General features: G+C 47.4%; 21 protein-coding genes and 1 riboswitch. Of the genes, 8 read left to right on the top strand and 13 right to left on the bottom strand.

Annotation, left to right across the window (positions count from 1 at the left end):
• Positions 1 to 35: 35 nt before the first annotated feature.
• Positions 36 to 147, bottom strand: a riboswitch (TPP riboswitch).
• A gap of 214 nt (positions 148 to 361) precedes the next feature.
• Positions 362 to 1,042, top strand: coding sequence for a Crp/Fnr family transcriptional regulator (locus CBX96_RS03440; protein WP_109285695.1), 681 nt, complete (start codon positions 362 to 364; stop codon positions 1,040 to 1,042).
• Between the two features lie 55 nt (positions 1,043 to 1,097).
• Here CBX96_RS03440 and tsgA read toward each other — a convergent pair whose 3' ends face one another.
• The 6 genes from tsgA to hinT all read right to left on the bottom strand — a co-directional run bounded on the left by tsgA (position 1,098) and on the right by hinT (position 5,215).
• Entirely contained in the window at positions 1,098 to 2,273 is a 1,176-nt protein-coding gene (tsgA, locus tag CBX96_RS03435; RefSeq protein ID WP_109285694.1) for an MFS transporter TsgA, read from the bottom strand.
• A 50-nt stretch (positions 2,274 to 2,323) separates the two neighbouring features.
• Positions 2,324 to 3,028, bottom strand: coding sequence for a purine-nucleoside phosphorylase (deoD, locus tag CBX96_RS03430; RefSeq protein WP_109285693.1), 705 nt, complete (start codon positions 3,026 to 3,028; stop codon positions 2,324 to 2,326).
• A 349-nt stretch (positions 3,029 to 3,377) separates the two neighbouring features.
• Positions 3,378 to 3,770, bottom strand: coding sequence for a YcfL family protein (locus CBX96_RS03425; protein ID WP_109285692.1), 393 nt, complete (start codon positions 3,768 to 3,770; stop codon positions 3,378 to 3,380).
• 113 nt (positions 3,771 to 3,883) lie between these two features.
• Positions 3,884 to 4,348, bottom strand: a complete 465-nt coding sequence (locus CBX96_RS03420) for a PaaI family thioesterase (protein ID WP_011623073.1) — start codon at positions 4,346 to 4,348, stop codon at positions 3,884 to 3,886.
• Positions 4,335 to 4,862, bottom strand: coding sequence for a PaaI family thioesterase (locus CBX96_RS03415; RefSeq protein ID WP_011623074.1), 528 nt, complete (start codon positions 4,860 to 4,862; stop codon positions 4,335 to 4,337). Before CBX96_RS03415 ends, CBX96_RS03420 begins: the two co-directional genes overlap by 14 nt.
• Complete coding sequence (gene hinT / locus CBX96_RS03410) at positions 4,859 to 5,215, bottom strand: purine nucleoside phosphoramidase (RefSeq protein WP_011623075.1); 357 nt, start codon at positions 5,213 to 5,215, stop codon at positions 4,859 to 4,861. Before hinT ends, CBX96_RS03415 begins: the two co-directional genes overlap by 4 nt.
• A 145-nt stretch (positions 5,216 to 5,360) precedes the next feature.
• On the opposite strand from hinT, the gene CBX96_RS03405 reads away from it, so the two are divergent.
• Positions 5,361 to 7,127: a M61 family metallopeptidase gene (locus CBX96_RS03405; RefSeq protein ID WP_109285691.1), complete on the top strand. Its 1,767-nt coding sequence runs from the start codon at positions 5,361 to 5,363 to the stop codon at positions 7,125 to 7,127.
• A 125-nt stretch (positions 7,128 to 7,252) separates the two neighbouring features.
• Here the strand turns inward: CBX96_RS03405 and CBX96_RS03400 are convergent, their stop codons facing one another.
• A complete protein-coding gene (locus CBX96_RS03400; RefSeq protein ID WP_011717426.1) occupies positions 7,253 to 7,888 on the bottom strand; it encodes a LuxR C-terminal-related transcriptional regulator in 636 nt (211 codons plus the stop codon).
• A 295-nt stretch (positions 7,889 to 8,183) separates the two neighbouring features.
• Here CBX96_RS03400 and CBX96_RS03395 point away from each other — a divergent pair, with 295 nt between their 5' ends.
• The gene (locus CBX96_RS03395) at positions 8,184 to 8,930 is read left to right on the top strand and encodes a cytochrome b/b6 domain-containing protein (RefSeq protein ID WP_109285690.1); all 747 of its coding nucleotides are present in this window, start codon (positions 8,184 to 8,186) and stop codon (positions 8,928 to 8,930) included.
• A 71-nt stretch (positions 8,931 to 9,001) separates the two neighbouring features.
• On the opposite strand, the gene CBX96_RS03390 is transcribed toward CBX96_RS03395, so the two are convergent.
• Both CBX96_RS03390 and htpX read right to left on the bottom strand, forming a co-directional pair.
• Complete coding sequence (locus CBX96_RS03390) at positions 9,002 to 9,352, bottom strand: cytochrome c3 family protein (RefSeq protein ID WP_086902136.1); 351 nt, start codon at positions 9,350 to 9,352, stop codon at positions 9,002 to 9,004.
• 324 nt (positions 9,353 to 9,676) lie between these two features.
• Positions 9,677 to 10,540 (bottom strand): protease HtpX, encoded by an 864-nt coding sequence (gene htpX / locus CBX96_RS03385; RefSeq protein WP_011623112.1) that lies wholly within the window; start codon positions 10,538 to 10,540, stop codon positions 9,677 to 9,679.
• A gap of 287 nt (positions 10,541 to 10,827) precedes the next feature.
• On the opposite strand from htpX, the gene pepE reads away from it, so the two are divergent.
• From pepE to CBX96_RS03370, 3 genes are all read left to right on the top strand, one after another.
• The gene (gene pepE / locus CBX96_RS03380) at positions 10,828 to 11,538 is read left to right on the top strand and encodes a dipeptidase PepE (protein WP_109285689.1); all 711 of its coding nucleotides are present in this window, start codon (positions 10,828 to 10,830) and stop codon (positions 11,536 to 11,538) included.
• Positions 11,539 to 11,946: 408 nt separating this feature from the next.
• Positions 11,947 to 13,530: a glucan biosynthesis protein G gene (locus CBX96_RS03375; protein ID WP_109285688.1), complete on the top strand. Its 1,584-nt coding sequence runs from the start codon at positions 11,947 to 11,949 to the stop codon at positions 13,528 to 13,530.
• Between the two features lie 675 nt (positions 13,531 to 14,205).
• Positions 14,206 to 15,174 (top strand): DUF3187 family protein, encoded by a 969-nt coding sequence (locus CBX96_RS03370; protein ID WP_109285687.1) that lies wholly within the window; start codon positions 14,206 to 14,208, stop codon positions 15,172 to 15,174.
• Positions 15,175 to 15,256: 82 nt separating this feature from the next.
• Here CBX96_RS03370 and bioD read toward each other — a convergent pair whose 3' ends face one another.
• From bioD to bioB, 4 genes are all read right to left on the bottom strand, one after another.
• Positions 15,257 to 15,952 carry a dethiobiotin synthase gene (gene bioD / locus CBX96_RS03365; RefSeq protein ID WP_109285686.1) on the bottom strand — a complete coding sequence of 232 codons (696 nt, stop codon included), beginning with the start codon at positions 15,950 to 15,952 and terminating at the stop codon, positions 15,257 to 15,259.
• A gap of 53 nt (positions 15,953 to 16,005) precedes the next feature.
• Positions 16,006 to 16,872, bottom strand: coding sequence for a malonyl-ACP O-methyltransferase BioC (gene bioC, locus CBX96_RS03360; protein WP_109285685.1), 867 nt, complete (start codon positions 16,870 to 16,872; stop codon positions 16,006 to 16,008).
• 202 nt (positions 16,873 to 17,074) lie between these two features.
• On the bottom strand, positions 17,075 to 18,295 hold the full coding sequence (locus CBX96_RS03355) for an 8-amino-7-oxononanoate synthase (protein WP_109285684.1): 1,221 nt from the start codon (positions 18,293 to 18,295) through the stop codon (positions 17,075 to 17,077).
• A 220-nt stretch (positions 18,296 to 18,515) separates the two neighbouring features.
• The gene (gene bioB, locus CBX96_RS03350) at positions 18,516 to 19,568 is read right to left on the bottom strand and encodes a biotin synthase BioB (RefSeq protein ID WP_023267877.1); all 1,053 of its coding nucleotides are present in this window, start codon (positions 19,566 to 19,568) and stop codon (positions 18,516 to 18,518) included.
• A gap of 122 nt (positions 19,569 to 19,690) precedes the next feature.
• Here bioB and bioA point away from each other — a divergent pair, with 122 nt between their 5' ends.
• A complete protein-coding gene (bioA, locus tag CBX96_RS03345) occupies positions 19,691 to 21,049 on the top strand; it encodes an adenosylmethionine--8-amino-7-oxononanoate transaminase (RefSeq protein ID WP_109285683.1) in 1,359 nt (452 codons plus the stop codon).
• A 270-nt stretch (positions 21,050 to 21,319) separates the two neighbouring features.
• The gene (locus CBX96_RS03340; RefSeq protein ID WP_109285682.1) at positions 21,320 to 22,921 is read left to right on the top strand and encodes a methyl-accepting chemotaxis protein; all 1,602 of its coding nucleotides are present in this window, start codon (positions 21,320 to 21,322) and stop codon (positions 22,919 to 22,921) included.
• The last annotated feature ends 18 nt before the right edge of the window (positions 22,922 to 22,939 follow it).

Genomic DNA, 22,939 nt, shown 5'->3' with positions numbered 1-22,939 from the left:
TTGAGATCCGGCAACGAATAAGCGATTCAGAAGTGTGCTGTTGATTGGCCCATTCCTACGCCGGTATTAGCCGGATCAGGTTCTAAGGGTTCGTCTGATGACATCTCAGTCTGCCACTTTGATTGGCAAACACCCCTTGGCGGCGCTAAGTATACATGACGAAAATCATAAAGTAGACACTCTTGTATCTGCACATAGGTAAATGACGCTTAGCTCACGCCATTTAAGCCCCGATTGAAACATCTGACAGCTCACAATCGGCCGATACAAACGCCCTTCTCTCCTTAGGCTGATTTGACCCAACATGCTTTCTAGTGCTATAGAAGGCGACGATTTTAAGTATGGTAGAAGGGTCAACTCAATGCAGCTAAAACCGTTAGCCAAGGGACGTTATAGCCAGCGATGGGAACAAGACTATCCTCTTATTGAAGCTGTGATTCTTAGCTGTATCAGCGAAGTCAAAATGCTCAAAAAAGGCGCTCACCTGATGACACAAGGTGAAGCCATAAACTCGCTGGTGTTAGTCAAGCAAGGCCGTGTATCGCTGGGGCACACCGCCAGAAATGGCCGTTGTTTCCAATTAGGGACTATCGATTGTGATTCGCAACTATTTGGTGAGATGGAGTTTTTTACCCAATACCAGTGCCAGCTGGACATCATCGCCAACGAGCCCTTGGAAATTTCGCTAATTAGCACCGAAAAGTTGCAACACTCCCTCGACCAACACCCACAACTGGCGCTGTTTTTTGCCAGTGCCATTGCGATTGATTACCAAGATACCGTCGATATTTTTACCCGCAGACTACTTTATCCCATCAGCTATAACGTGGCATTCGATATCTACCATGAGTATTTAAACGATTTACCCGTCGATGGTTTTAGTAAGCGTTATTTAGAGGCGGAGCGTTTTGGTACCACTGACAGAGTCTACCGACGGGCATTACAACATTTGGAAGAGCGCGGTTTAATCGAGCGTAAAAAAGAAGGCATTCGGATTAAAAACCTGAATGCACTTAAAGCTTTTGTCGAAGCAGGCATTTAACCCACTTCGACAACATCCATACTCGGCGGATATCAACTGAGTATGGGCCTTTAGCTTAACTTGCCGAAAGTGATTGTGCAGACATCGAAGGCTTCATCCGGCTCGATGCAATCAGCAGCATAAAGATTGCGGCGTAAAGTACGGGGATTACATACATCACGGTTTGTAAGCCGATAATACGCTCGAAGAACGAACTGATAGCCGGGCTAAACATGGCGCCCGTACTGCCACTGATCAAAATGTAGGAGACATTCTTGCTGCTGGCTTGCTTCACAAACGACACGCCATAGGCAATAAACGCATTGTAAAGTGCCGCGCAGACAAAGCCGTAACCGTAGGTTAAATAAGCAATCCAATTCAACTTGTCGGTAGTCACAATCACAAAGGTGATCACCATGGCTAAACCAATAATACCAACTAAGAAATGATGAATTTTTACCCGAGTCACGATTAAGGTTGAAATCAAAGCACCAATCAGCGCGGCAGACCAATATTGGGTAATGATATTGCCCGCCTCCTCAAATGGGATATCAAATTTTTGTTTTACAAATAACGGCGCCCACGTGAGAAAGGTATACAGTGCCAGCATGCCTAAAAATAAGCCGATGCCGCCGCTGATAATACCGAAATTCCACTCCGATTGTTGTTTCTCTTCAGTATTCGATGATTGCTCGCACAGAGAAAAATTGGTGAACAAGCTAATAATTACCGTGCCTAAGGCAACCAAACCCACGGCTAAGTAACTGTAACTCCAAGACAGGGCATTGGTTAAGGCGTAGGTTGTGATCAGCGGAAACACCACCCCAGCAACATTAAAGGTCGCATCCTGCACCACTAACATAGTGCTCTGCATTTTGGCTTGCCATACAGACACCACAATGGTGCCCGCGATACACAGACCAATCCCACCACAGACCCCAATTAAGGTCATGGCAATCATCACCACTTGTAGCGAACTGGTAAGGTGTAATGCCAGCGCAGAAAGCGCGACTAGACTGTAACTGAGTAAGGTGATCCGCTTAATGCCCAACTTTTCAATAAAGAAAAAGGCGGCAATGGTCCCCGCCAATGCGCCACCATTAAGTAAGGAGAAGATTGAGGCCACATCATTCACATCGGCCGCAAACTTCTCCGCTATGGGTTCTATCAACATCCCAAATTGCGTCGCAAAACCTGCCATAATAAAGTTCGCGAGAAAACTAATGGCGGTTAAGGTGATTTTATTATTCATTTTTGTCATTCCATCGTGAAATGCGAAAGGTGCAAAGGTTAGCGTGTGACCTAATTCAGCGCAGTCGCGAGCGCAAGTTCGATCATATTATTGAAGGATAACTGACGCTCTTCGGCGGTAGTTTCCTCACCTGTTAGGCAGTGATCGGATACAGTCAGAATGGCCAATGATTCAATGCCCTGTTGATGCGCTAAGCCATAAAGACCTGCGACTTCCATATCGATACCCAATACCCCAAAACGCTCTAGAGCCGGGATCATATCTTCGTCGGGATCATAATAAAGATCGCCACTAAATACGTTGCCGACTTTCACGCTAATGCCTTTTTCAGTGGCTTGGGTATAGGCTTTGTGCAGTAAGGAAAAGGTGGCCGAGGTTGCCATATGATAGCCACTGCTACGCTTGGCATTCGTGGGTGAGTCGGTACCCGCCGCTTGCGCTAAAATCACATCACGCATTTGCACGTGTTTTTGGGTTGCGCCTAAACTGCCGATACGAATGATTCGTTTAACACCAAAAAAATTAATCAACTCATGGCCATAGAGCACCATTGAGGAAATCCCCATACCGTGACCCATCACAGAAATACGCTGCCCTTGGTAATAACCGGTGTAGCCCAGCATATTGCGAACGTTGGTGACTTCTACAGCATCGGTAAGGTAGGTTTCAGCGATATATTTCGCCCGTAGCGGATCGCCAGGCATAATTACAGTTTCAGCAAAATCAGTAGGTTGTGCATTAATATGAGCAGTCATAGTTCTATCCTCATCTAATATTATGCTGATAGTAGTGCTCAACCCTGAAATAGTTTTAGGACTAAAGTCCGCTTTTCTATCGCGGCTAAGTCTTTTCCGTCAAACTGAGTCAGTTATCGCAATTTTGCTTCTCGGCGTAGCAACCGTCACTGGACAAACTCATCTCGCGCAAACGAGCAGAAGGAAGATGGGTTGGTGAGGATGAGGATAGATAAAATCAAAAGACTTACGTCTCAAAAACGTAAGTCTTTATCAATGTGGCGTAAATCTTTATCAATGCGCGTTAACTTAGCTTTGAAGTGCCAAATGCTCTAACGCGATTGTGACAACTAAACCCTATGGTTCAAGTTTAGTTTGAATAGGTCTCGCGCACATAGACATCGAATTTCGCCACTTGCGCATTTGGGGCCACGGCCGACACTTGTAGCTGTTGTTTACCGTGTAATTTCACCGATTTCCAACTGGTGGCTTCATCTTCGATGGTAAAGCCACTGGCGTCGTACCAAGTGAACTTATATTGCACTCGCATATCGCTTGAGGACTTGCTGACGATCAAGGCCGAACCTTGGATCAGATCGCCAACGCGGCGCGCCTCAACCCCTTCAACACTGATATCACGGGCGAAGCTGTTGTTATCGACGCGGGTTTCTCCCAGTGAGTTCACCGTAATGCCCGCCGTATTGGTGCAAGCGCCGAGTGTCAGAGCTGCAGCCAAGATTACTCCACTGTAAATTGCTTTCATTTTGTTTTCCCTCACTCACAAAAACCTAGGTGCCGAACAACGGATGGGCAATGACACTACGTTACGCCAGCTGAACTTATGCTTAACGTGCTCATCATGCTCCCCGCTCGCGATTAATCGATCAAAAAGTGTGCCCTTGCGGTAGCGATCAACTGCTTACGATTGGTTTGCCAACAATTGATGTTCACATTGGCGACCCGTCGACCCTGACGGGTGATACGGCATTCGGCAAAGCTGTCCTTATGCAGGCCTGCTCGCAGGTAATCAATCGAGAAATCAACTACTTTTGGCACTTTTGCCGTTTGCATAAACACCATTAATTGCACTATGGCCGACATTTCCATAAAACCAGCAATCACCCCACCATGAATCGCGGGCAGAATGGGATTACCGATATTGTCATCCTTAGCGGGGAGTTTGAAAATCAGCTCATCGCCAAAGCGCTCGACCTTCATGCCAATAAACTTAGCATAAGGTACATGTTCGAGCAGATGACCAAAGTCATTCAGCTCGGTGGCGCGTTTTACAATTCCCTGCACATCGAGGGTTTTCTGCTCGGTCGGCTTATTTGAGTTCATCTGTCTCTCCTAAGGGCGGCACGGCTTCTCCCATCAAGGCTTGTCTAAAGGCATCGCCCACCATTTCGGGGCTGATCCGCATAAAAGAGCCCACCGCATGGGCGATAGGATCATCAATGCTGTCCTGATAGGCGATGGCGCGGGTAAAGGCGATATTAGATGACAACTTATAGCACTCGGCGAAGCCATAAACTGGCTTATGGGGCTGCGCGGGCTTCATATAATCGACCCGTAAGTCGAGGGTGGGCGAAATCTCTAAGGATTGATATTTTTGAAAAATCGCACTCACTACCGCACTGCCACAGGCCGTGTCCATCAGGGTAGTGATCACCCCGCCGTGGATAACGCCCGTATCGGGATAACCAATTAACTCAGTGCTATAGGGCAACTCAATCAGTACATGGTGCTCACTGGCTTCGAGCACGGTTAACCCTAAGCGACGGCACTGGGCGAGCTGATCGACAAATCGCTGCGCCATTTGAGTCAGCGGAAAAAAATCAGGATTTACCTTCATTGACCTTGGCTCAGCATGGGTCCCAGTGGCTCTCCGCCAACGAGATGAATATGGATATGGTACACTTCCTGTCCGCCATGTTTGTTGCAGTTCATGATCAAACGATAACCGTCTTTGGCAATCCCCGCCTCTGCCGCCAATTTGGCCGCCACTGTCATCATCCGGCCGAGTGCAGGCTCATCCGAGGCTTTCATATCATTTGCAGTTGGGATCAAATGATTCGGCACAATCAGAATATGGGTTGGCGCCTTTGGTGAGATGTCTCTAAATGCGGTCACCAGCTCGTCTTGATACAGGATGTCGGCGGGAATTTCGCGGCGGATAATTTTGCTGAAAATGGTTTCTTCGGCCATGGGGAGTCCTCCTTGGGTTAATTGGGATAGTATACTAGCAATTCAACGCTTTGTGTCTCCAGATATTTTGCGTTTCATTTGCCTGTTGTGCGCATTTTTGGCAGCATGACGCCCATTAAAACGCATCGGTTTTACAGGATAAATTATGATCCACTATCACATCATTCCCGTCGATCCCAAGGCGCACTTGTTCGCCGTTACTATGACGGTACAAAAGCCTCACCCTAAGCAAGTTTTTAGCCTGCCCGCATGGCTTCCTGGCAGTTATATGGTGCGGGATTTTGCTAAGAATATTATCGATCTTAAAGCCACGGGCGATAACGGCGAGCCGCTTAAGCTCACTCAACTGGATAAACAAACCTGGTCGGTCGAACATCACAGCACCCAACTCACCTTAACCTATCAAGTGTATGCTTGGGACTTGTCGGTACGCACCGCGCATCTGGATATGACCCACGGTTTCTTTAACGGCAGCAGTGTATTTTTAGCCGCCCACGGCTTTGAGGCAGGCTTACACACAGTAACAATGGCGGCGCCGACCGAGCCAAGCCTAAGCGAATGGCGACTCGCCACTAGCATGACACGCCAAAGCGGCGATGAATTTGCCTTTGGTGAGTTTTGCGCGCAAAGCTATGACGAACTTATCGATCATCCGGTTGAGATGGGGCTATTCACCCACGCCAGTTTTGAAGCCTGCGGCGTAAGACACGATATCGTACTAAACGGTCGTCACCGTGCCCATATGTCGAGACTCTGCCAAGATTTAAAGGCGATTTGCGAGTATCAAATCAAGCTGTTTGGCACGCCAGCGCCCTTTGAACGTTATCTGTTTATGACGACAGTGCTCGACAATGGCTTTGGTGGTTTAGAACATAGGGCATCGACGGCACTCATGTGCTCGCGCAAGGATTTGCCGCTGTCGATGGATGCGCCGATCAATAATGACTACCGCACCTATTTATCGCTCTGCAGCCATGAATATTTCCACAGCTGGAACGTCAAGCGCATCAAGCCAGAATGCTTCTTACCCTATCAACTCGAGGCGGAAACCTATACGCCGCAGCTGTGGGCCTATGAGGGCATCACCTCCTATTATGATGATTTCCTTACCTATCGCGCAGGCTTAGTCGATGAGCAAAGCTACTTAGATATGCTGAGCGAAACCTTTACCCGGGTATACCGCAGTCAAGGCCGCTTTAAACAAAGCATTAAGGACTCGAGTTTTAACGCTTGGACTAAGTTCTACAAACAGGATGAGAACGCCCAAAACGCCATTATCAGTTATTACACTAAGGGCGCCCTGTTTGCTCTGTATCTGGATTTAACCCTCAGAAGCGAGACTCAAGGAAAATACAACCTCGACGATCTAATGACCATTCTGTGGCAGGAATATGCCCTGCAAAATCGCGGCACCACGGATGAATGTCATCAAAGGATTGTTGAACGCTTATTGGGGCGCGATTGCCAAGATATCTTCGCCTATCTAGACAATACCGACGATATCCCGCTGGCACCGTTACTGGCCGAGTTTGGGGTTGAATTGACCCTGAGAGCGAGCCAAGGCGCGCAGGATGTCGGCGGTGGCTCGGCCAAAGGGTATGAGATTGCCTTTGGCGCTAAGACGCAAGCCGCACCAATCGGCCTTAAAGTCACCACGGTCGCTCAAGGCAGCCCTGCGCACCTCGCGGGCTTAAGCGCCGGAGATATCTTAATTGCGGCGGATAATCTGCAGGTGACAGGTCAATTTGAAGCTCAGCTTCAGCAATACCCACTCGGACAACGCCTAAGCCTGCATTGGTTTAGACGCGATGAATTGATGACGGGAGAACTGATTATTGCAGAGGCGCCAAAGGATACGATTGCCTTAAGCATCACAGATAAAGACAAAATGCAGGCTTGGTTAGGTCTTTGATCTTTAATGTATTAGTCTTTAACCCATAAAGCACAAAAGGGGCAATCGTATCGACGATTGCCCCTTTCTATTTGTTTCTTTGTTTGTGCAATTGAATATTGGCTTAGCGAACCATCAACAATGGGTTACACCACCACATCGTGTAAATAGGTTTGCGCCCAAGCAATGGCTTGACCACGGCTCGACACACCAATCTTACGGAAGACACGGTACAAGTGAGTCTTAATGGTGCTCTCACTCACAAACAATTGATTGGCGATATCGAGGTTAGTGCTACCAGACAGCAGGGCTTGTAACACTTCGCGCTCACGGATGGTCAATGGCTCGGTATCTTCGAACAGTCCAAAGTCATCATTCACCCCGTTCACCAATTGGATAGGGATCACTCTGTGTCCACGCAGGATGTTGGAGAGGCCAAGGCTGATTTCAGTCAGTCCTGCATCCAGATAAAACACCCCTGCCGTAGTCGAGGCTTGCATTAAGAAACGGGCATCAACCTGTTTAGGGAACTGGATATAAACGACTCGCACACTCGGGTGTTCGCGGGCAAGTAAGCGTTGAAATTGATAGGCTTTTTGAAGATCGACGGTGGAAAGGTCAATCACTACCATAGAGGCTTGGTTATCTTTGATTTGATCACACATCTCGTCTGGACTGACTTGGGACAGCTTAACGAGAAACTCCTGCGGCCAGCGTCCGGCCAGTAATTCCATCAGAACTTGCGATCTTGACACTACAATCCAATGTAATATTTTGAACATCCTGCTCACTCCCTGTCTGGTTAACGATTATTCATTTTGAGAGGAGAAACATCTCTCAATACCACTTCAACATCCGTTCAATAGACTTCCAAGTCTACCGTGCACACGATATTAGCATTAGATAAAACAGATTCAAAAGACTTACGATAAAAATATTTACCGTACGCAAATCAAAAACTTCTGCAACTTTAGCATTGAGTATTGTCAATCAGAAGGCTGAATCTAAACTGAAAATAATGCGCTATTCATGATTGAAAGGCGTAAGATAAATCAACACAAATAATAAGGAAATATTATGTCCAATCAACAACCAATCCCAGTCGAAATGAAATCATATCGGGTATGGGACAGACCGACCCGCCTGTTTCATTGGATCAATCTGCTCCTCGTGCTCGCCCTACTGATTGTGGGTGGCATGATGATGTTTCGCAGCGACTTAGGCATAACCGAACTCTCCGGTAAAATCGGGCTTAAAACCCTGCATGTCATCATTGGCTATGGCTTTGCGATTAATTTACTTATTCGTTTAGCGTGGGGGTTTATGGGTAATAAATACGCCCGCTTTAGCCATATGTTCCCCAATGCCAATAGCAAGGCCGAGTTACAAACCTATAAAGCAGAGCTTGCCGCGGGTAAAAATCCCCAATACCTAGGCCACAATCCTAAGGGAAAATTTGCCGTACTCGCCATCATGCTCTTATTGGTCACTATAATGTTTACTGGCCTGATCCGCGCTGGCACTGATATTTACTATCCACCGCTCGGCAGCACAGTACAACAGTATTTAGCGGCAGCGAATGTCGACCCGAGTAGTTTAAAACCCTACGATGCCACGGGCGTAGATACCGATAAAGCCAATGCCATCAAGCCCATGAAGGGGCTGGCCGGTGAAGTCCACGTATACGCAGTGTATTTATTAATGCTCCTTATCGTGCTGCATGTGTTTGCGGTGGTCTATACCGAAATCAAACGTCAACCAGGGATCATTTCGGCCATGTTTTCCGGTAAAAAACTGATCCAAGGGCAACCCAAGGACGAGTGAGATAAATCCTGCATATAAAAAACGCCAGCAATTGCTGGCGTTTTTTTATCAAGCTTATACCGAAGTAGGGATTACTTCTTCAGGATAGAGTCTGGAGTACGACCATCATCATGGCAGCTTTCACAGGTAGGTTTTTGACCTACGTTCATATCGTGTGGAGCGTGGCAGTCAGCACAAACTAAGTTGCCATCGTGTGGCTTATGTACTGCGTCCATTTCAGCCAAAGAGCCGTGGCAGCTTTGACATTGTTCAAATTCGAAAGCACCATCAGCAGAAGGCGTACCATCCTTATGACAGCTTTCACAACCACCTGACTCAGCATGGAAGTCTGATAATTTTTGATCCGCGGCAAATGCGGTTGGTGACAGCGCCAGCGCTGCAAGACTTGCCCCGAAAAGCGCACTTAATAGTTTTTTGCTCACAATTGTATCCTCCAATGGCGATTGACAGTGGAAATTCTTGTCAGGGTGACTTCCATCTCGCAACCAATGTAAATAGCACGACTCGATTTAACTTAGCTAAGGATTGAGCAATAAGCAACCCAATCTTAATGCAAAGTAACTTTATCAATATACCAAGGGGTAAAATGTGCGCTGCATCATGTAACCACATGCTTATATAAGAGTTTTACATTGACTTAACCTATCGCTCACAACTAAAAACGGCCCTAGCCTAATCCGTAGAAAAAGAAAAGCCCCAATAAAAAAGGAGACACTAGGTCTCCTTTTTTAATCTTACAGCCTCGATTAACGGGTCTGTAAAGCGGCGATACGCTTCTCTAATGGCGGGTGGCTCATCATCAGCTCTGCCATTGAACGCTTGCCGTTAATACCGAAGGCAGACATTTGCGCAGGCATTGCTGAGCTTTCAGGGCCTTGGCGTAAACGCTCAAGCGCTGCAATCATCTTATGCTTACCCGCTAAACGTGCTGCACCTTCGTCTGCACGGTATTCACGGATGCGTGAGAAGTAAGCCACGATAATCGAGGCCAAGATACCAAACAACATATCGAGGACAAACACAACCGCCATATAAGCGAACATGCCTAGACCTTCACCTTCTTCGTCGTTGCTCGAGACGAAGTTATTGATAATGCCCGCAACAACACGCGCGGCAAAGATAACAAAGGTGTTCACCACGCCTTGAATTAAGGTCAGTGTCACCATATCGCCGTTAGCAACGTGGCTCACTTCGTGGGCGAGAACCCCTTCTACTTCGTCTTGGCTCATACCGTATAACAGACCGGTACTCACGGCGACTAATGAGTTGTCTTTACTTGGGCCAGTGGCAAAAGCGTTCATCTCTGGCGATTGGTAAATCGCCACTTCTGGCATTTTAATTCCAGCTTGTTGCGCTTGACGGGCAACCGTTTCCAATAACCAACGCTCAGTGCTATCACGTGGCGTGGTGATCACTTCACAGCCCATGGTCTTTTTCGCCATCCATTTTGAAATGGCTAAGCTGATGAAGGCTCCGCCGAATCCAAAAATCGCAGCGAACACTAACAGTCCACCCATAGTAGACGTATTCACGCCCAGAATAGACATCACAATTGAGGCTACCAGCAACACGGCTAGGTTAGTCGCAATCAATAAAAAAATACGCTTCATTTCAGCTCCTTTACGGCAAACACATGCCATTTAACTTTGCTCAAAGACATAATATGTCCAATTAATCGAAATTCAAGGGGTAAAGATAAGAGTTTTTCTACTCGCTAATTTTTCTCTCAATTTAGACATTGCCTTTCATGGCTCGTGAGTCTAGGGACAGTATATTAATCCAAGCTTAAATCTAGGCTCTGTCAGCATTACAGCCAAATTCATGTGTGTTTATCTATGTTTATCGCGATTAAACTTTGTTAACATGCCAGCACATTCCGAGATTTCAGGATAAAAAAATGACAGTTAATGCCCTACTACTGAGCAGTTCTCGCGTCGGTGATACGCCTTACCTTTCCCATGCGATTCCCTTTATCAAACCGCTCACCGCTAACGCCCAAAAATGGATCTTTATCCCCTATGCCGGTGTCAGCATGAGTTACGACACTTATTTGGCCTCAGTCGTGGCGGGATTAAGCGAACTCAGGCTCGATATCAGCGGCATTCATCAACATCCTGATCCGCGCCAAGCGATTAAAGATGCCGACGGCATTTTGATCGGTGGCGGCAACACCTTCCATTTACTGCACGAGCTCTATAAGTACGATTTAGTGCATCTGATCCGTGAAGAAGTACTGAATGGTAAACCATATATTGGTTGGAGCGCGGGCTCTAACGTCTCTGGATTGAGCATTCGCACCACCAACGATATGCCGATTATCGAGCCGCCGTCGTTTACCGCGTTAAATATAGTGCCATTTCAGTTAAATCCACATTATTCGAACTACCGCGCTCCGGGACATAACGGCGAAACCCGCGCCCAACGCTTACTCGAATTCACCCGTGTCGATCCTATCACCCCGGTTGTGGGTATCGTCGAAGGCAGCGCTCTCTGGCGTCAGGGAGACACTTTATCCCTGCTCGGTGACAACCCAGCCTATTTATTCTGTGGTGAGCAGCAGGAAATCCCTATCCCTGTGGGCAGCGATTTATCCCATTTACTGAAATAAGATCTATTCGGCGGCATTGCCAGGTCTAATCTGCTAATATCGGCCACCGAGTGTGAGTTTGTCATCAGACTGGCTGGCCGATAAAATGCCGCAAAATGTCATATAAAAGAGGCCTCTATACCTCGTACGGTGAAACCGGATAGCAGTAATATCCCAAGTTAACACCCAAGCTACCTGATGCTTTAACCGATAAGGTCAGCACTTATCCTGCGGGAGAAAATACTTGCACCACTTAAGTAACTGCTCTAATTTCGTTGTCGAACACTTTGATTAACAAGATTAAATTTTTATCCACCCCTAAGCACTTCCCGAACTAATGCATTCTAAGTGATTTATAAATCGGGAGTTTTGGGCACGTTACGGGTGCCAATCTTGCACCTTAGCCCATTGAAGTGAGGAGTTCCTATTTTGCGACTGCATTCAACAATCAATCATTTAGCCCCTATCACACAGCGAAAAACGAGCCAACCGCGGTTTTTTCTCGGTTCTTTACTCGCTTGTATGGTGGGCATCAGCAGTTTAATCCCTGCCTATGGTGCCGACTCGACCCCAGAGAAAAAAGCCAAGGCCTTCTCCCATGACACTGTCATTGAACTGGCTCAGCAACTGGCACAAAAACCGTTTAAAGAAGCAAGAAAAGCCCCCAAAGAGCTCATTGATCTTGATTACGCCACCTACGGCAAAATTAATTATCAAGAAAACGCCGCGATTTGGGGCGGCACTCCCACTAAGTTTTCGGTACAACTCTTTGCCCCCGGTTTTTTATACAAAAACCTCGTGGATATCGATGTAGTTGAAAACAGCCAAGCCTTGCCCATCGAGCTAACTGAGTATTCCTTTAGTGTCCCTAATGGCGCCATTGAAAAATTACTCACTCAGGTTGGCCAATATGCGGGCGTGCGTCTGCACTACCCTATCAATGACGATGAGGTAAAAGACGAGTTCATCATGTTCCAAGGCGCGAGCTATTTTAGAGCGCTGTCTAAAGGACAAATTTATGGCTTATCTAACCGTGGGCTGGCTATCGATGTGGCCCAGCCCAAAGGTGAAGAATATCCATTATTCAAGCGTTTTTGGGTAGAGCGCCCCTCTAAGTATCAAACCGCCATTGTGGTGCATGCGCTGTTAGACAGTCAGAGCGTTACTGGGGCCTACCGCTTTGGTATTTACCCTGGCGCGCCAACGCGGGTCGAAGTGGATGTCACGCTATTCCCACGCAGAGACATCGCCCATGTGGGCCTCGCACCGCTGACCTCGATGTTCCTCTATGGCGGGTTAGATACTTCAGATAAGCCAGACTATCGTCCTGCGGTACATAACTCCGAAGGATTACAAATCGATCGCGGAAATGGCGAGCGCTTATGGCGCCCACTTAATAACCCAAATAAATTGCAGATCAGCGCCTTTGGCGACGAGGACATCAAAGGTTTTGGCTTAATCCAACGTCATCGTAACTTCGATTACTATGAAGATCTGAGCGCAAACTATCAGCAACGTCCTTCCGCTTGGATTGAACCGCTAAACGATTGGGGTAAAGGCCAGTTAGTGCTGCTGGAAATCCCATCGAGCGCCGAAACCAACGACAATATCGTCACCTACTGGGAGCCTCAGGGCGGCTTAAAGCAAGGCGAGCCCTATCGCTATTCCTATCGCATCACGGCGTCTAACGATAGCCCTAGTGCCAACACTAAGGCTCGAGTGGTTCGCAGCTCTAAGGGACAAAAACAAGCGAAAGGTAAAGAGTTGCTGATCGATTACAGCAATATCAAGCCGCAAGAGATTGAAAAAATTGCCATTGATGCCAGTATCAGCAAAGGCAAAATTCTGTCTTCCCGCATAGTGGCTCATCCCGATATCAATGGTGCTCGCGTTTTCGTGACCTTTGAACCTGAAAGCACCAATGTGGCAGAGCTCAGAATTCAACTGCGTAAAGATGAAAAGCCCCTTGCCGCTACTTGGTTGTATCGCTGGAACAGTGATGATTGGCCCTAGGCTAATAAGCTAACACTCGATTATCGCTTTACTTAACACCATAAAAAACGCCGGAAGTCCGGCGTTTTTTATGGGGAAAATTGATATTGCAATACTCAGTTAATAACCTTACAGTTAAGCGGTTTAATATTTCCGCTGACTTATCACAGTATTTTGCGGAATAAATAGGATTATTTTTATCTAACAAAAATAGGGATTTTCAGTTCCAGTTTTTGAATCCTATTTCACGGCTCATAAGATTTACTCCCCAATCCTACGGCGTTATATTAGCCCCTCAAAGCAACTGAATACTTGCACAAATCACGTTTTTATAAGATATCTATCTATTGCGCTCACCATATTCAGTTTTTGTTATATTTCGCATCATGAATATGTCAGAGATAAAATGAAGTTACCCATATTAACGGCTGCATATTTGCGTAAGCCAACAACAATATTGTTAATTATGAGTGTATTACTCGCCCTGTATTCACTCCCCATGCTGGGGCGTGTTATTTGGCTTGCGATCGTATTACTTTGCTACACACTGCTCTAAATGAAATTAAAATGTTAATTTCGCCACAATAATTAACATTTTAATTTCTATTGCGTGCGCACTTTCTTTGCTCGCAATATTCAGTTTCATCAACCATCGAACCGACTCTATTTTTAATAAAGTGGGTGGATATTTACGCTATGCCATTGTTACCTCTAAAACCAACACTCGCGCTTTCGTTGCTGCTGGTGCCTAATGCCTTTGCTAACACTGTCGATTATCACGATTACGGCCCACTACGCAGCTATGCGCAATCTCCGACCCAAGCGGGCAGTTTGACCCCAATGTTACGCTCGGGATTCTCCTTACCCGAAGGACAAAAAGAGTTACACCTCTCCGCCAGTGCCGCCAGCGTCTGGGCTGAAACCGATGATTACTTTGCCGATTATTACCATAACACCCTCGAAGGCGGGCTCTCTTGGCAAATCAACGATAAATGGCTGTTAGACACAAGCTATCACTGGCGCTTTAGTGGTGATAATCACTTAGACTCAGTGACTATGTGGTTCCATGATGCATTTGGATTTAGCCAAAATGGCCGCGAAGATGCCGCTAAACATCAGAATCAAATCTTCTCCAAGGATGGAATTAATCAGCAAAACATTTCGGGGGAAACCTTAAATAATGCGATAACGCTTTATCTTGGCTATCAATTATTTGAGAACTCACACCACGGCTTATCTCTTGGCGGCAGTTTATATTATAACTATGTCGACACTGGCCCCTTTGAAAATGAGGCCTTTGAACAAGCACTGCAGCTTAATTACAGTTTCCGCTATGCTAATCATTATTTTCACTCCACTGCCGCCGTCAGTTTTAGGCAGGGGAATGAAGTGCTGTCCGGGATCCACTACGATAATCATGCTTATACCGTTAATTTAGGCTATGAATATATTACGGGGCGCCATGGCTGGTTAATTGAACTGCATCATTACCAAGGGTTACTCGAAACCGAAAATGATTTTTCAAAAGCCTCAAATGAGATATTACTCGGCTACCGCTATTACTTAGACAATAGTGCAATAGAGTTCGCCATCGTTGAAAATTATTTCAATATGGATAACAGCACCGACATCGCCTTTAATATTGGGTATCGCGTTAAATTATAATCACAATATTTTAAAGCTATGCTAACAAAAACAGAGGCGATATAGCCTCTGTTTTTATATCAAACTTATTATTTGAATAAGCTTATTTCAGCAATAAGGGCTGGATATCGATAAAGTTGGCGGCATGTTCCGCATCCGCTTGTGTAAGATGAGGAATACAGCCAAGGAATGGCGCTGTCATCATCTCTTTGAGCGATGCTAAGTTTTCATCGAACACGCTCATATTGGGATCGACACAGTTTGCCACCCAACCCGCTACGGTTAAACCATCGGCTATTATCGCCTCTTGAGTTAATAACGCATGATTTAGGCAGCCAAGTTTCATCCCCACGACCAAGATCACCGGTAAATTAAGCTGCTGCACTAATTCCGATAAATAACGTCCGTCCCCTAAGGGTAATCGCCAGCCGCCCGCACCTTCTATCAAGCAAAAATCAGCCTGTTCAAAGGCTTGTCTGTCGAGTTTTGCCAAAATCGCCTCTGGCGATATGTTAATCCCCAGCTGTTTTGCCGCTATATGCGGTGCGATGGCAGGCTCAAAACTCACTGGGTTGACCTGGTCATAGCTAAGCTTTAAAGATGAGGCCGACATCAGTTTCAACGCATCACTATTACGTAAACCCAGCTCTGTGATTTCACAACCCGAGGCCACAGGTTTTACCCCAAGACTTAAGTGTGCAGCGCCTGTACGAGCAGCTTCACGATTGAATGCGGTTAAAAGCGCCGTCGACACTAAGGTTTTACCGCTGTCGGTATCTGTTCCTGTTACGAAAAACATGATTTTTCCTTGTAAAGCTGTACCAATAATCCGCTAAGTCATGGCCTAGCGTCTTATACCGAGCCGCCTTGGCGACGTACACGAAATTGGGCAATTTGATAAGTTAAAGGCAGGCCTTGTGTTTCACGAAACTGCTCTGCACGTTGCTGTAAAGCCTGCCAATCGCGACGGCCACGCAATTTGCCTAAGTGGGAGTGGGAGCCAGATACTGATATATCGCTCCCCTGCTCTGCTGACATTGATGGCTCTATAGATGATTGGGCAAAGGATTGTACCGATGCGCCCACACCTTTAATGGAATAGAGCAAGGTTTTAAGGTCGTGAAAATAGACGGTCATTGGCACAAGTTGGACATCAAACAACTGCCAATCAGAGGTATCAAAGGCCGCTTTTAAGCTTTCAAGGGAGAGAAAACCGTTCACCCTCAAACCAAGATGGGATAACTGAGCCAGACTGCCTTCAGCCACGATACTCAGATGCGCTTCTCCACCGGATTTTAAGACTCTAGCCATTTCACTGGTCGCAGCCGGAAAATCCTGGCACCACTGCAGGGCTAAATTGGAGTAAATACTATCGATACTGCCATCTGCAAAGGGTAATTGCTCGGCATTACCGCACACGCATAGGTAGCTCGGGAAAGTCGCTTGAAGTTGTTGTAGCATCCCCTGGGCGATATCGAGGGCATAAACCCTCATCTCCTCACCCATTGCTCGGTTAGCGAAATCGGTCCCCGGCCCTGCGCCAATATCAAGAATTGCGCCCTTGGCAGCAAATCCCTGCAACAAACTCGCGCCGCTTAAACGCTGTAAACAGTTATGCTCTTGATAGTGCTTAGCCGCAGCAGAAAACCTTTCGGCAATATGCTCGACCTGACTGGCAGATTGATGGGAATTAACACTCACGCCAAGCGGCATAGACATCACAGATTATTCTCACTTTAACATCAAACTTTTACTTATAAGCTTTTACGTTCAAGCTCTTACTTTCAGACTTTTATCTTCAAGCTCTTATCTTCAAGCTCTTATCTTCAAGCTCTTATCTTCAAGCTCTTATCTTCAAGCTCTCAGTACACGAGCATTGAAGTGCCCTGCCATTCACCGGATATTCTGAATCAAACACGGCTTACCGTTCAGGCCGCTCAGAAATCCTCGGCAATACACACTCGGCCAGCACAGTGGCAATCCCATTGACGCAGCGCCGTATTGCCGCCTCGCTATGGGATGCGCTTAAGGTGATGCGCAATCTTGCCGAGCCAACGGGCACTGTGGGTGGACGAATGGCGCCGACCCAAATACCTAATGCCTTTAGCTTTTCCGCCACCAGCAAGGTTTGAGCCGCATCACCAATAATCAAAGGTTGAATCGCGGTGTCGCTACCTAGGAGTGGAATGTCAGCATCTTGGCACAACTGCTTGAACAATAAGATATTGCTCTGCAATTTTTGCTTAAGCTCAGGATGGGCCTCAGCGTATTCAACTGCGGCCAAGGCAAGGGCCGCATTGGCGGGCGACAAGGCAGTGGAATAGATATATTCCCGCGCATTGCTGACTAGAAATTCAATCAACTGCCGACTCCCGAGGATCGCCGCGCCCTGACAGCCTAACGCCTTACCAAAGGTCACTATCTGGATATCGATAAGGTTGGAAGCTGGAGTCGACTCAACTTGAACACTCACTGCATCCACCACGCCAAAACCATGGGCATCATCGACAATTAACCAAGCATTATGTGCCCGGCAAAGTGCGGATAACGCCGCAATCGGCGCGATATCGCCATCCATGCTGAACACACTCTCAGTGATAAGGGCAGATACAGCGTTCTTTTCTAATAAACGCTCGGCACTTTCGATGGAATTATGTAAAAAGCGCTTAAAATCCGCGCCACTGTCGCGCAATCCATCGATAATCGATGCATGGACCAGTTTATCGGCCAGTACCACATCCTGTTTATCGAACAAGGTTTTACACAAGGTGGTATTAGCGCTGAACCCTGAGCTAAAGAGTAGCGCCGCCTCAAATCCGGTAATCTGGCACAGCTTAGTTTCTAGCGCCAAATGCGCCTCGCTGTAGCCCGTCACCAGTGGTGATGCGCCGCTACCCACGCCATATTGCTTAGCGCCAAGGTGCAGCGCCTCGACCAATGCGGGAGCACGGGATAGGCCTAAGTAATCATTACTGCTGAAGTTAAGATAGTGCTGCTCCGCTAAGCCAAACTGAGGGCCATCCTTACTGAGTGCTGCCGCGCTCGACAGCGCCTGACGCTGCCTAAGCAAACCTTGCTCGGCTAACGCCTGCTGACGGGCGAGGATTTTTGAACCCAGTTTTGAGGTGAGTGATGAATTCATTTTTTCTTACTCAACTTGTCTTGCTCAATTTTTCTTGCTGTGCATTTTACTTTGCTGGCTTACTCGGCGTCTTGACTGGTTTTTCGCTTAGTCTCTGGCATAACGACGGCTCAAATGCTCGCTGAATCTCACCGCCGGCATCATTCTTTGGGGCCTGCGCTTCAGCACTTAACGAAGCGCAAGTCCAAAAAACGAGTTTTACTGAGGAGATAAGCCTTAGTTACAGCGCCGCCGCATCATAAAACTGTGCCGAGGCTTTATCTTGGTGAGCCGCGGCTTTGGCTAATACCGCTTGTTCATCATCGATAGTCGCTACTGCGCCCTGCTCAGGGCGTAAGCCCAGACGGCGGAACAGGCCCATATCATCACTTTCTTCAGGGTTTGGTGTTGTCAACAGCTTGCAGCCGTAGAAAATCGAGTTCGCGCCCGCAAAGAAACACATAGCCTGCAACTCGTCAGTCATGTTTTCACGGCCCGCCGATAAACGCACACGGGACTTAGGCATTAAAATACGCGCCACGGCGATGGTACGGACAAACTCCAGCGGATCTAAATCATCAAGTTTTTCGAAGGGGGTGCCCGCCACTTTGACCAACATGTTAATGGGCACAGAATCCGGATGCTGAGGCAAATTCGCCAGTTGTTGCAATAGACCCGCTCGGTCGGTGGCCTTTTCGCCCATGCCAACAATACCGCCAGAGCAAACTTTCATGCCCGATGCGCGCACGTGGCTTAAGGTATCTAAACGGTTTTGATAGGTGCGGGTGGTGATCACATCGCCGTAGTATTCAGGCGAGGTATCTAAATTGTGGTTGTAGTAGTCAAGGCCCGCATCGGCCAGCTCATTGGCTTGCTCGGCACTTAACATACCTAAGGTCATACAGGTTTCCATACCGAGGGCTTTCACCTCTTGCACCATTTGCTTGAGGTATGGCATGTCTTTATCTTTCGGGTTACGCCAAGCGGCGCCCATACAGAAACGCGAAGCGCCCGCGGCTTTAGCACTGCGTGCTTCGGTCAATACGGTTTCCATCGCCAATAAGCGCTCTTTTTCAAGGCCAGTGTCATAACGCGCACTCTGCGGACAATATTTACAATCCTCAGGACAAGCACCGGTTTTGATCGACAGTAATCGGCTGATCTGCACTTCGTTAGGATCGTACACTTCACGGTGGATACTGTGTGCTTTAAATAATAAGTCATTCATCGGCAGCGCAAATAAGGCTTCGATTTCTTCCCGCTTCCAATCATGACGAACTTGCAACTGCGACATTGAACACCCTTTTATTTTTGTATTTTACCTTGGCTAGGATAACCTCAGCCCTTAAACTGTCAACGCCAACCAGTGATACAGGTTTACCACTGATTAATTTTAAATCAACGCTGTGAGCTTTTATGCGCAATTTACTCGATTTTGATTTTGATAGCGCCCATATTTGGCATCCTTATACCTCCATGACCCGCGCACTTCCTGTTTTTGGGGTACACAGTGCCCAAGGCTGCGAGCTGGAATTGGTCGATGGCCGTAAGCTTATCGATGGCACCAGCTCCTGGTGGGCCTGCGTACATGGCTACGGACACCCGGCGATATTAACGGCGATGGAGCGGCAGCTGCACCAACTCAGCCATGTGATGTTTGGCGGCATTACCCATGAGCCCGCCATTACACTCTGCAAAAAACTGCTGGCGATGACCTGCGAGCCCCTCACTAAAGTCTTTCTCTGCGACTCAGGCTCAATTGCCGTAGAAGTCGCCATCAAAATGGCGCTGCAATATTGGCAAGGGCAAGATTTACCTTTAGCGCAAAAGGCCCAAAAACAGCGCATTCTTACGGTGAAGAAGGGTTACCATGGCGATACTTTTGCCGCCATGAGTGTCTGCGATCCCGAAGGTGGCATGCATATCATGTTTGGCGAGGCCGTCACGAAACAGTGTTTTGTCGACGCGCCGCAAACACCCTTCGGTGAGCCATTACGCCAAGATGATTTAGCGCCAATGCAGCGCATTTTACGCGAGCAACATCAAGACATTGCCGCCGTAATTATCGAGCCGATTATGCAGGGCGCTGGGGGAATGCGATTCTACAGCAGCGAGTATTTACGTGGCCTACGTACCCTGTGTGATGAATATAATGTGTTGCTTATTCTCGATGAAATTGCCACGGGTTTTGGCCGAACCGGTAAGTTATTTGCTTATGAACATGCCGACATCACGCCCGACATTCTCTGCCTAGGCAAAGCCTTAACGGGGGGTTATATCAGCCTTGCCGCCACCTTATGCACGGATAACGTCGCACAAGGCATTAGTCAATCACCCGCCGGTGTCTTTATGCATGGCCCCACATTTATGGGCAATCCCCTCGCCTGCGCCGCCGCCTGCGCAAGCTTAGATTTAATCAATCAGCAGGAGTGGCCTGCACAGGTTGCCGCCATCGAGCAGCAAATGCAGCGCGAGCTTGCCGATGCCATCGATATTCCCAGCGTGAAAGAGGTGCGCGTGCTCGGCGCGGTGGGTGTGCTCGAAATGCACCAAGCGGTCAATACCGCCGAGCTGCAGCAGCAATTTGTCGACTTAGGCGTATGGGTTAGACCCTTTGCCAACCTGATTTATATTATGCCGCCCTATGTGATAAGTTCGGCTCAGCTGACCAAACTCACCCAAGCGATGAAGCAAGTGGCGGCCACCATCACACCGCCCAAGCATAACCTAGATGAGTTATCCGCAAGCCAAGACATCACCATCAGCCACGGCTAGCGAATCTCGGCATCGTAGTGGTGAAAGCCACTGCGATGCCTTGATTGTGAACATCAATAGACTCTTTCCCGCCCATCACCGCCTCACATCATTTAATTAAATTCTTAATTAAGATCTTTTTATTTAAGACATTTTTTAATATGTTAACTGGAAATTTTGTCAAAGATGGCAATGCTTATATCGCTTAAACAAACAAAATATTCCCATTAGCATAGATAAATACCTGAACTGAGGAACAGCCTAGGGTGCGCGATAAAATAAGGAGATTATATGTTCAAACTCGCTGATATCTCTGTGAGTCGAAAACTGATTCTGCAAGTCATTACAGCTCTCATCGGGGCGTTAATTCTACTAACGCTTTCAGTCACTACCTTAAAGCATAATTTAGTCACAGAGCGCGAAGCCCGGCTAAACGCAGTGCTTAGTCTCGCCCTCAGTCGAATTCAATCTTTAGAGCAAACCTTACCTACTGAACAAGCCCAACAAGCTGCGAAAGACATGCTCAACAATATGCGCTTCGATGGCGACAATTACCTGTTTGTGATTGATGAATCTCGCCATGTTGTAGTGCATCCCATCAAACAAGAACTCGTTGGCCAACAAATGGGTAATAACGGCAGCGAGCAATACTGGTTTGATATGGTCAAACTCGGTCGTGATGGTCAGCAGGGAATGCTCCAATATCCATGGGTAACCAACTCAGGTAAGAAAGCGCAAAAAATGTCCTTAGTCGTGGGATTTAAACCTTGGGGCTGGATTATCGGCTCTGGTATGTTGCTGCAGGACATCGAAAATACGATTTGGCATGAATATTTGCTGATGGGAAGCACCACATTGGGATTGATTATAATCATGGCATTGCTGGGATATGTTATCAGTCATTCCATCACTCGGCCCTTAGATCAAGTCAATAAGGCAATGAAGACTATTTCCAAAGGGGATCTCACGACTCGTTTAAGTGTGGAGGGTAAAGACGAGCTTGGGAGTTTGGCCCACAATATTAACCAAAGTATGGCAGCTATCCGCGCAGCGCTAACAGAGGCCAGTGCGGGAGCGGAAAATGTCGCCCAAGCGGCTTCACGCATCGCATCAACCGCCGAAGAAACCAATCAAGCGGTAAACAATCAGCGGGACCAACTCGCCCAATTAGCGACGGCAATGAATGAGATGAGTGCCACCATTGCCGATGTGGCCAATAATGCCGAAAGTACCGCTAAAGATACCAAAGAAGCCACATGGGAGGCCGGACTTGGCGATAAGGACGTGCACGCCAGTGTCGATGGTATCCATGCGCTTGCCAAAGAAGTGGAACAAGCCACGCAGCAAGTGAACAAATTAAAAGAAGAAGTGATGCAGATCAGTGAAGTGACGGCGGTGATCAGCGCCATTTCGGATCAAACCAATTTATTGGCATTAAACGCCGCCATTGAAGCAGCTCGTGCTGGTGAGCAAGGTCGAGGGTTTGCTGTAGTGGCCGACGAAGTGCGGCAATTAGCCAGCAGAACGAGGCAATCCACAGAAGAAATCCAAAATACGATTTCGCTACTCCAACAACGCGCAGTCAGTGCCGCTAATGCGATGGATACCAGCCGTAATCTTGCCGAAAAAAGCGTTGGCCAGTCCGCAAAAGCGGGAAATGACTTATCGCTTATCGTGGCTCATATTAAACATGTAAGCGATATGGCAACCCAAATCGCAACCGCGGCCGAAGAGCAAAGTGCAGTGGCAGAAGAAATGAACCGTAACGTCTGCGGGATTAATAGTTCGGCGCTTGAAGTGTCTGAATCAGCTACTTATCTTGCTCAAGAAAGCGAAAGCCTCGCTGAGTTATCGCTTAATCTCAATACCAAACTGGCGGCGTTTAAGCTCTAAGTTCGATGCAATTCATTA

This window comes from Shewanella sp. BC20, from assembly GCF_003129585.1.
In the GTDB taxonomy this organism is placed as follows: Bacteria; Pseudomonadota; Gammaproteobacteria; order Enterobacterales; family Shewanellaceae; genus Shewanella; species Shewanella seohaensis.
This window is presented reverse-complemented; position numbering and strand designations above follow the sequence as displayed.

Coding starts and splice junctions, on each gene's coding strand:
- CBX96_RS03395 (WP_109285690.1), top strand. CDS start 8,184: ATGTCCAATCAACAACCAATCCCAGTCGAAATGAAATCATATCGGGTA.
- tsgA (WP_109285694.1), bottom strand. CDS start 2,273: ATGAATAATAAAATCACCTTAACCGCCATTAGTTTTCTCGCGAACTTT.
- CBX96_RS03340 (WP_109285682.1), top strand. CDS start 21,320: ATGTTCAAACTCGCTGATATCTCTGTGAGTCGAAAACTGATTCTGCAA.
- htpX (WP_011623112.1), bottom strand. CDS start 10,540: ATGAAGCGTATTTTTTTATTGATTGCGACTAACCTAGCCGTGTTGCTG.
- bioB (WP_023267877.1), bottom strand. CDS start 19,568: ATGTCGCAGTTGCAAGTTCGTCATGATTGGAAGCGGGAAGAAATCGAA.
- CBX96_RS03425 (WP_109285692.1), bottom strand. CDS start 3,770: ATGAAAGCAATTTACAGTGGAGTAATCTTGGCTGCAGCTCTGACACTC.
- CBX96_RS03440 (WP_109285695.1), top strand. CDS start 362: ATGCAGCTAAAACCGTTAGCCAAGGGACGTTATAGCCAGCGATGGGAA.
- deoD (WP_109285693.1), bottom strand. CDS start 3,028: ATGACTGCTCATATTAATGCACAACCTACTGATTTTGCTGAAACTGTA.
- CBX96_RS03355 (WP_109285684.1), bottom strand. CDS start 18,295: ATGAATTCATCACTCACCTCAAAACTGGGTTCAAAAATCCTCGCCCGT.
- pepE (WP_109285689.1), top strand. CDS start 10,828: ATGACAGTTAATGCCCTACTACTGAGCAGTTCTCGCGTCGGTGATACG.
- CBX96_RS03405 (WP_109285691.1), top strand. CDS start 5,361: ATGATCCACTATCACATCATTCCCGTCGATCCCAAGGCGCACTTGTTC.
- CBX96_RS03370 (WP_109285687.1), top strand. CDS start 14,206: ATGCCATTGTTACCTCTAAAACCAACACTCGCGCTTTCGTTGCTGCTG.
- hinT (WP_011623075.1), bottom strand. CDS start 5,215: ATGGCCGAAGAAACCATTTTCAGCAAAATTATCCGCCGCGAAATTCCC.
- CBX96_RS03420 (WP_011623073.1), bottom strand. CDS start 4,348: ATGAACTCAAATAAGCCGACCGAGCAGAAAACCCTCGATGTGCAGGGA.
- bioA (WP_109285683.1), top strand. CDS start 19,691: ATGCGCAATTTACTCGATTTTGATTTTGATAGCGCCCATATTTGGCAT.
- CBX96_RS03400 (WP_011717426.1), bottom strand. CDS start 7,888: ATGTTCAAAATATTACATTGGATTGTAGTGTCAAGATCGCAAGTTCTG.
- bioD (WP_109285686.1), bottom strand. CDS start 15,952: ATGTTTTTCGTAACAGGAACAGATACCGACAGCGGTAAAACCTTAGTG.
- bioC (WP_109285685.1), bottom strand. CDS start 16,872: ATGTCTATGCCGCTTGGCGTGAGTGTTAATTCCCATCAATCTGCCAGT.
- CBX96_RS03415 (WP_011623074.1), bottom strand. CDS start 4,862: ATGAAGGTAAATCCTGATTTTTTTCCGCTGACTCAAATGGCGCAGCGA.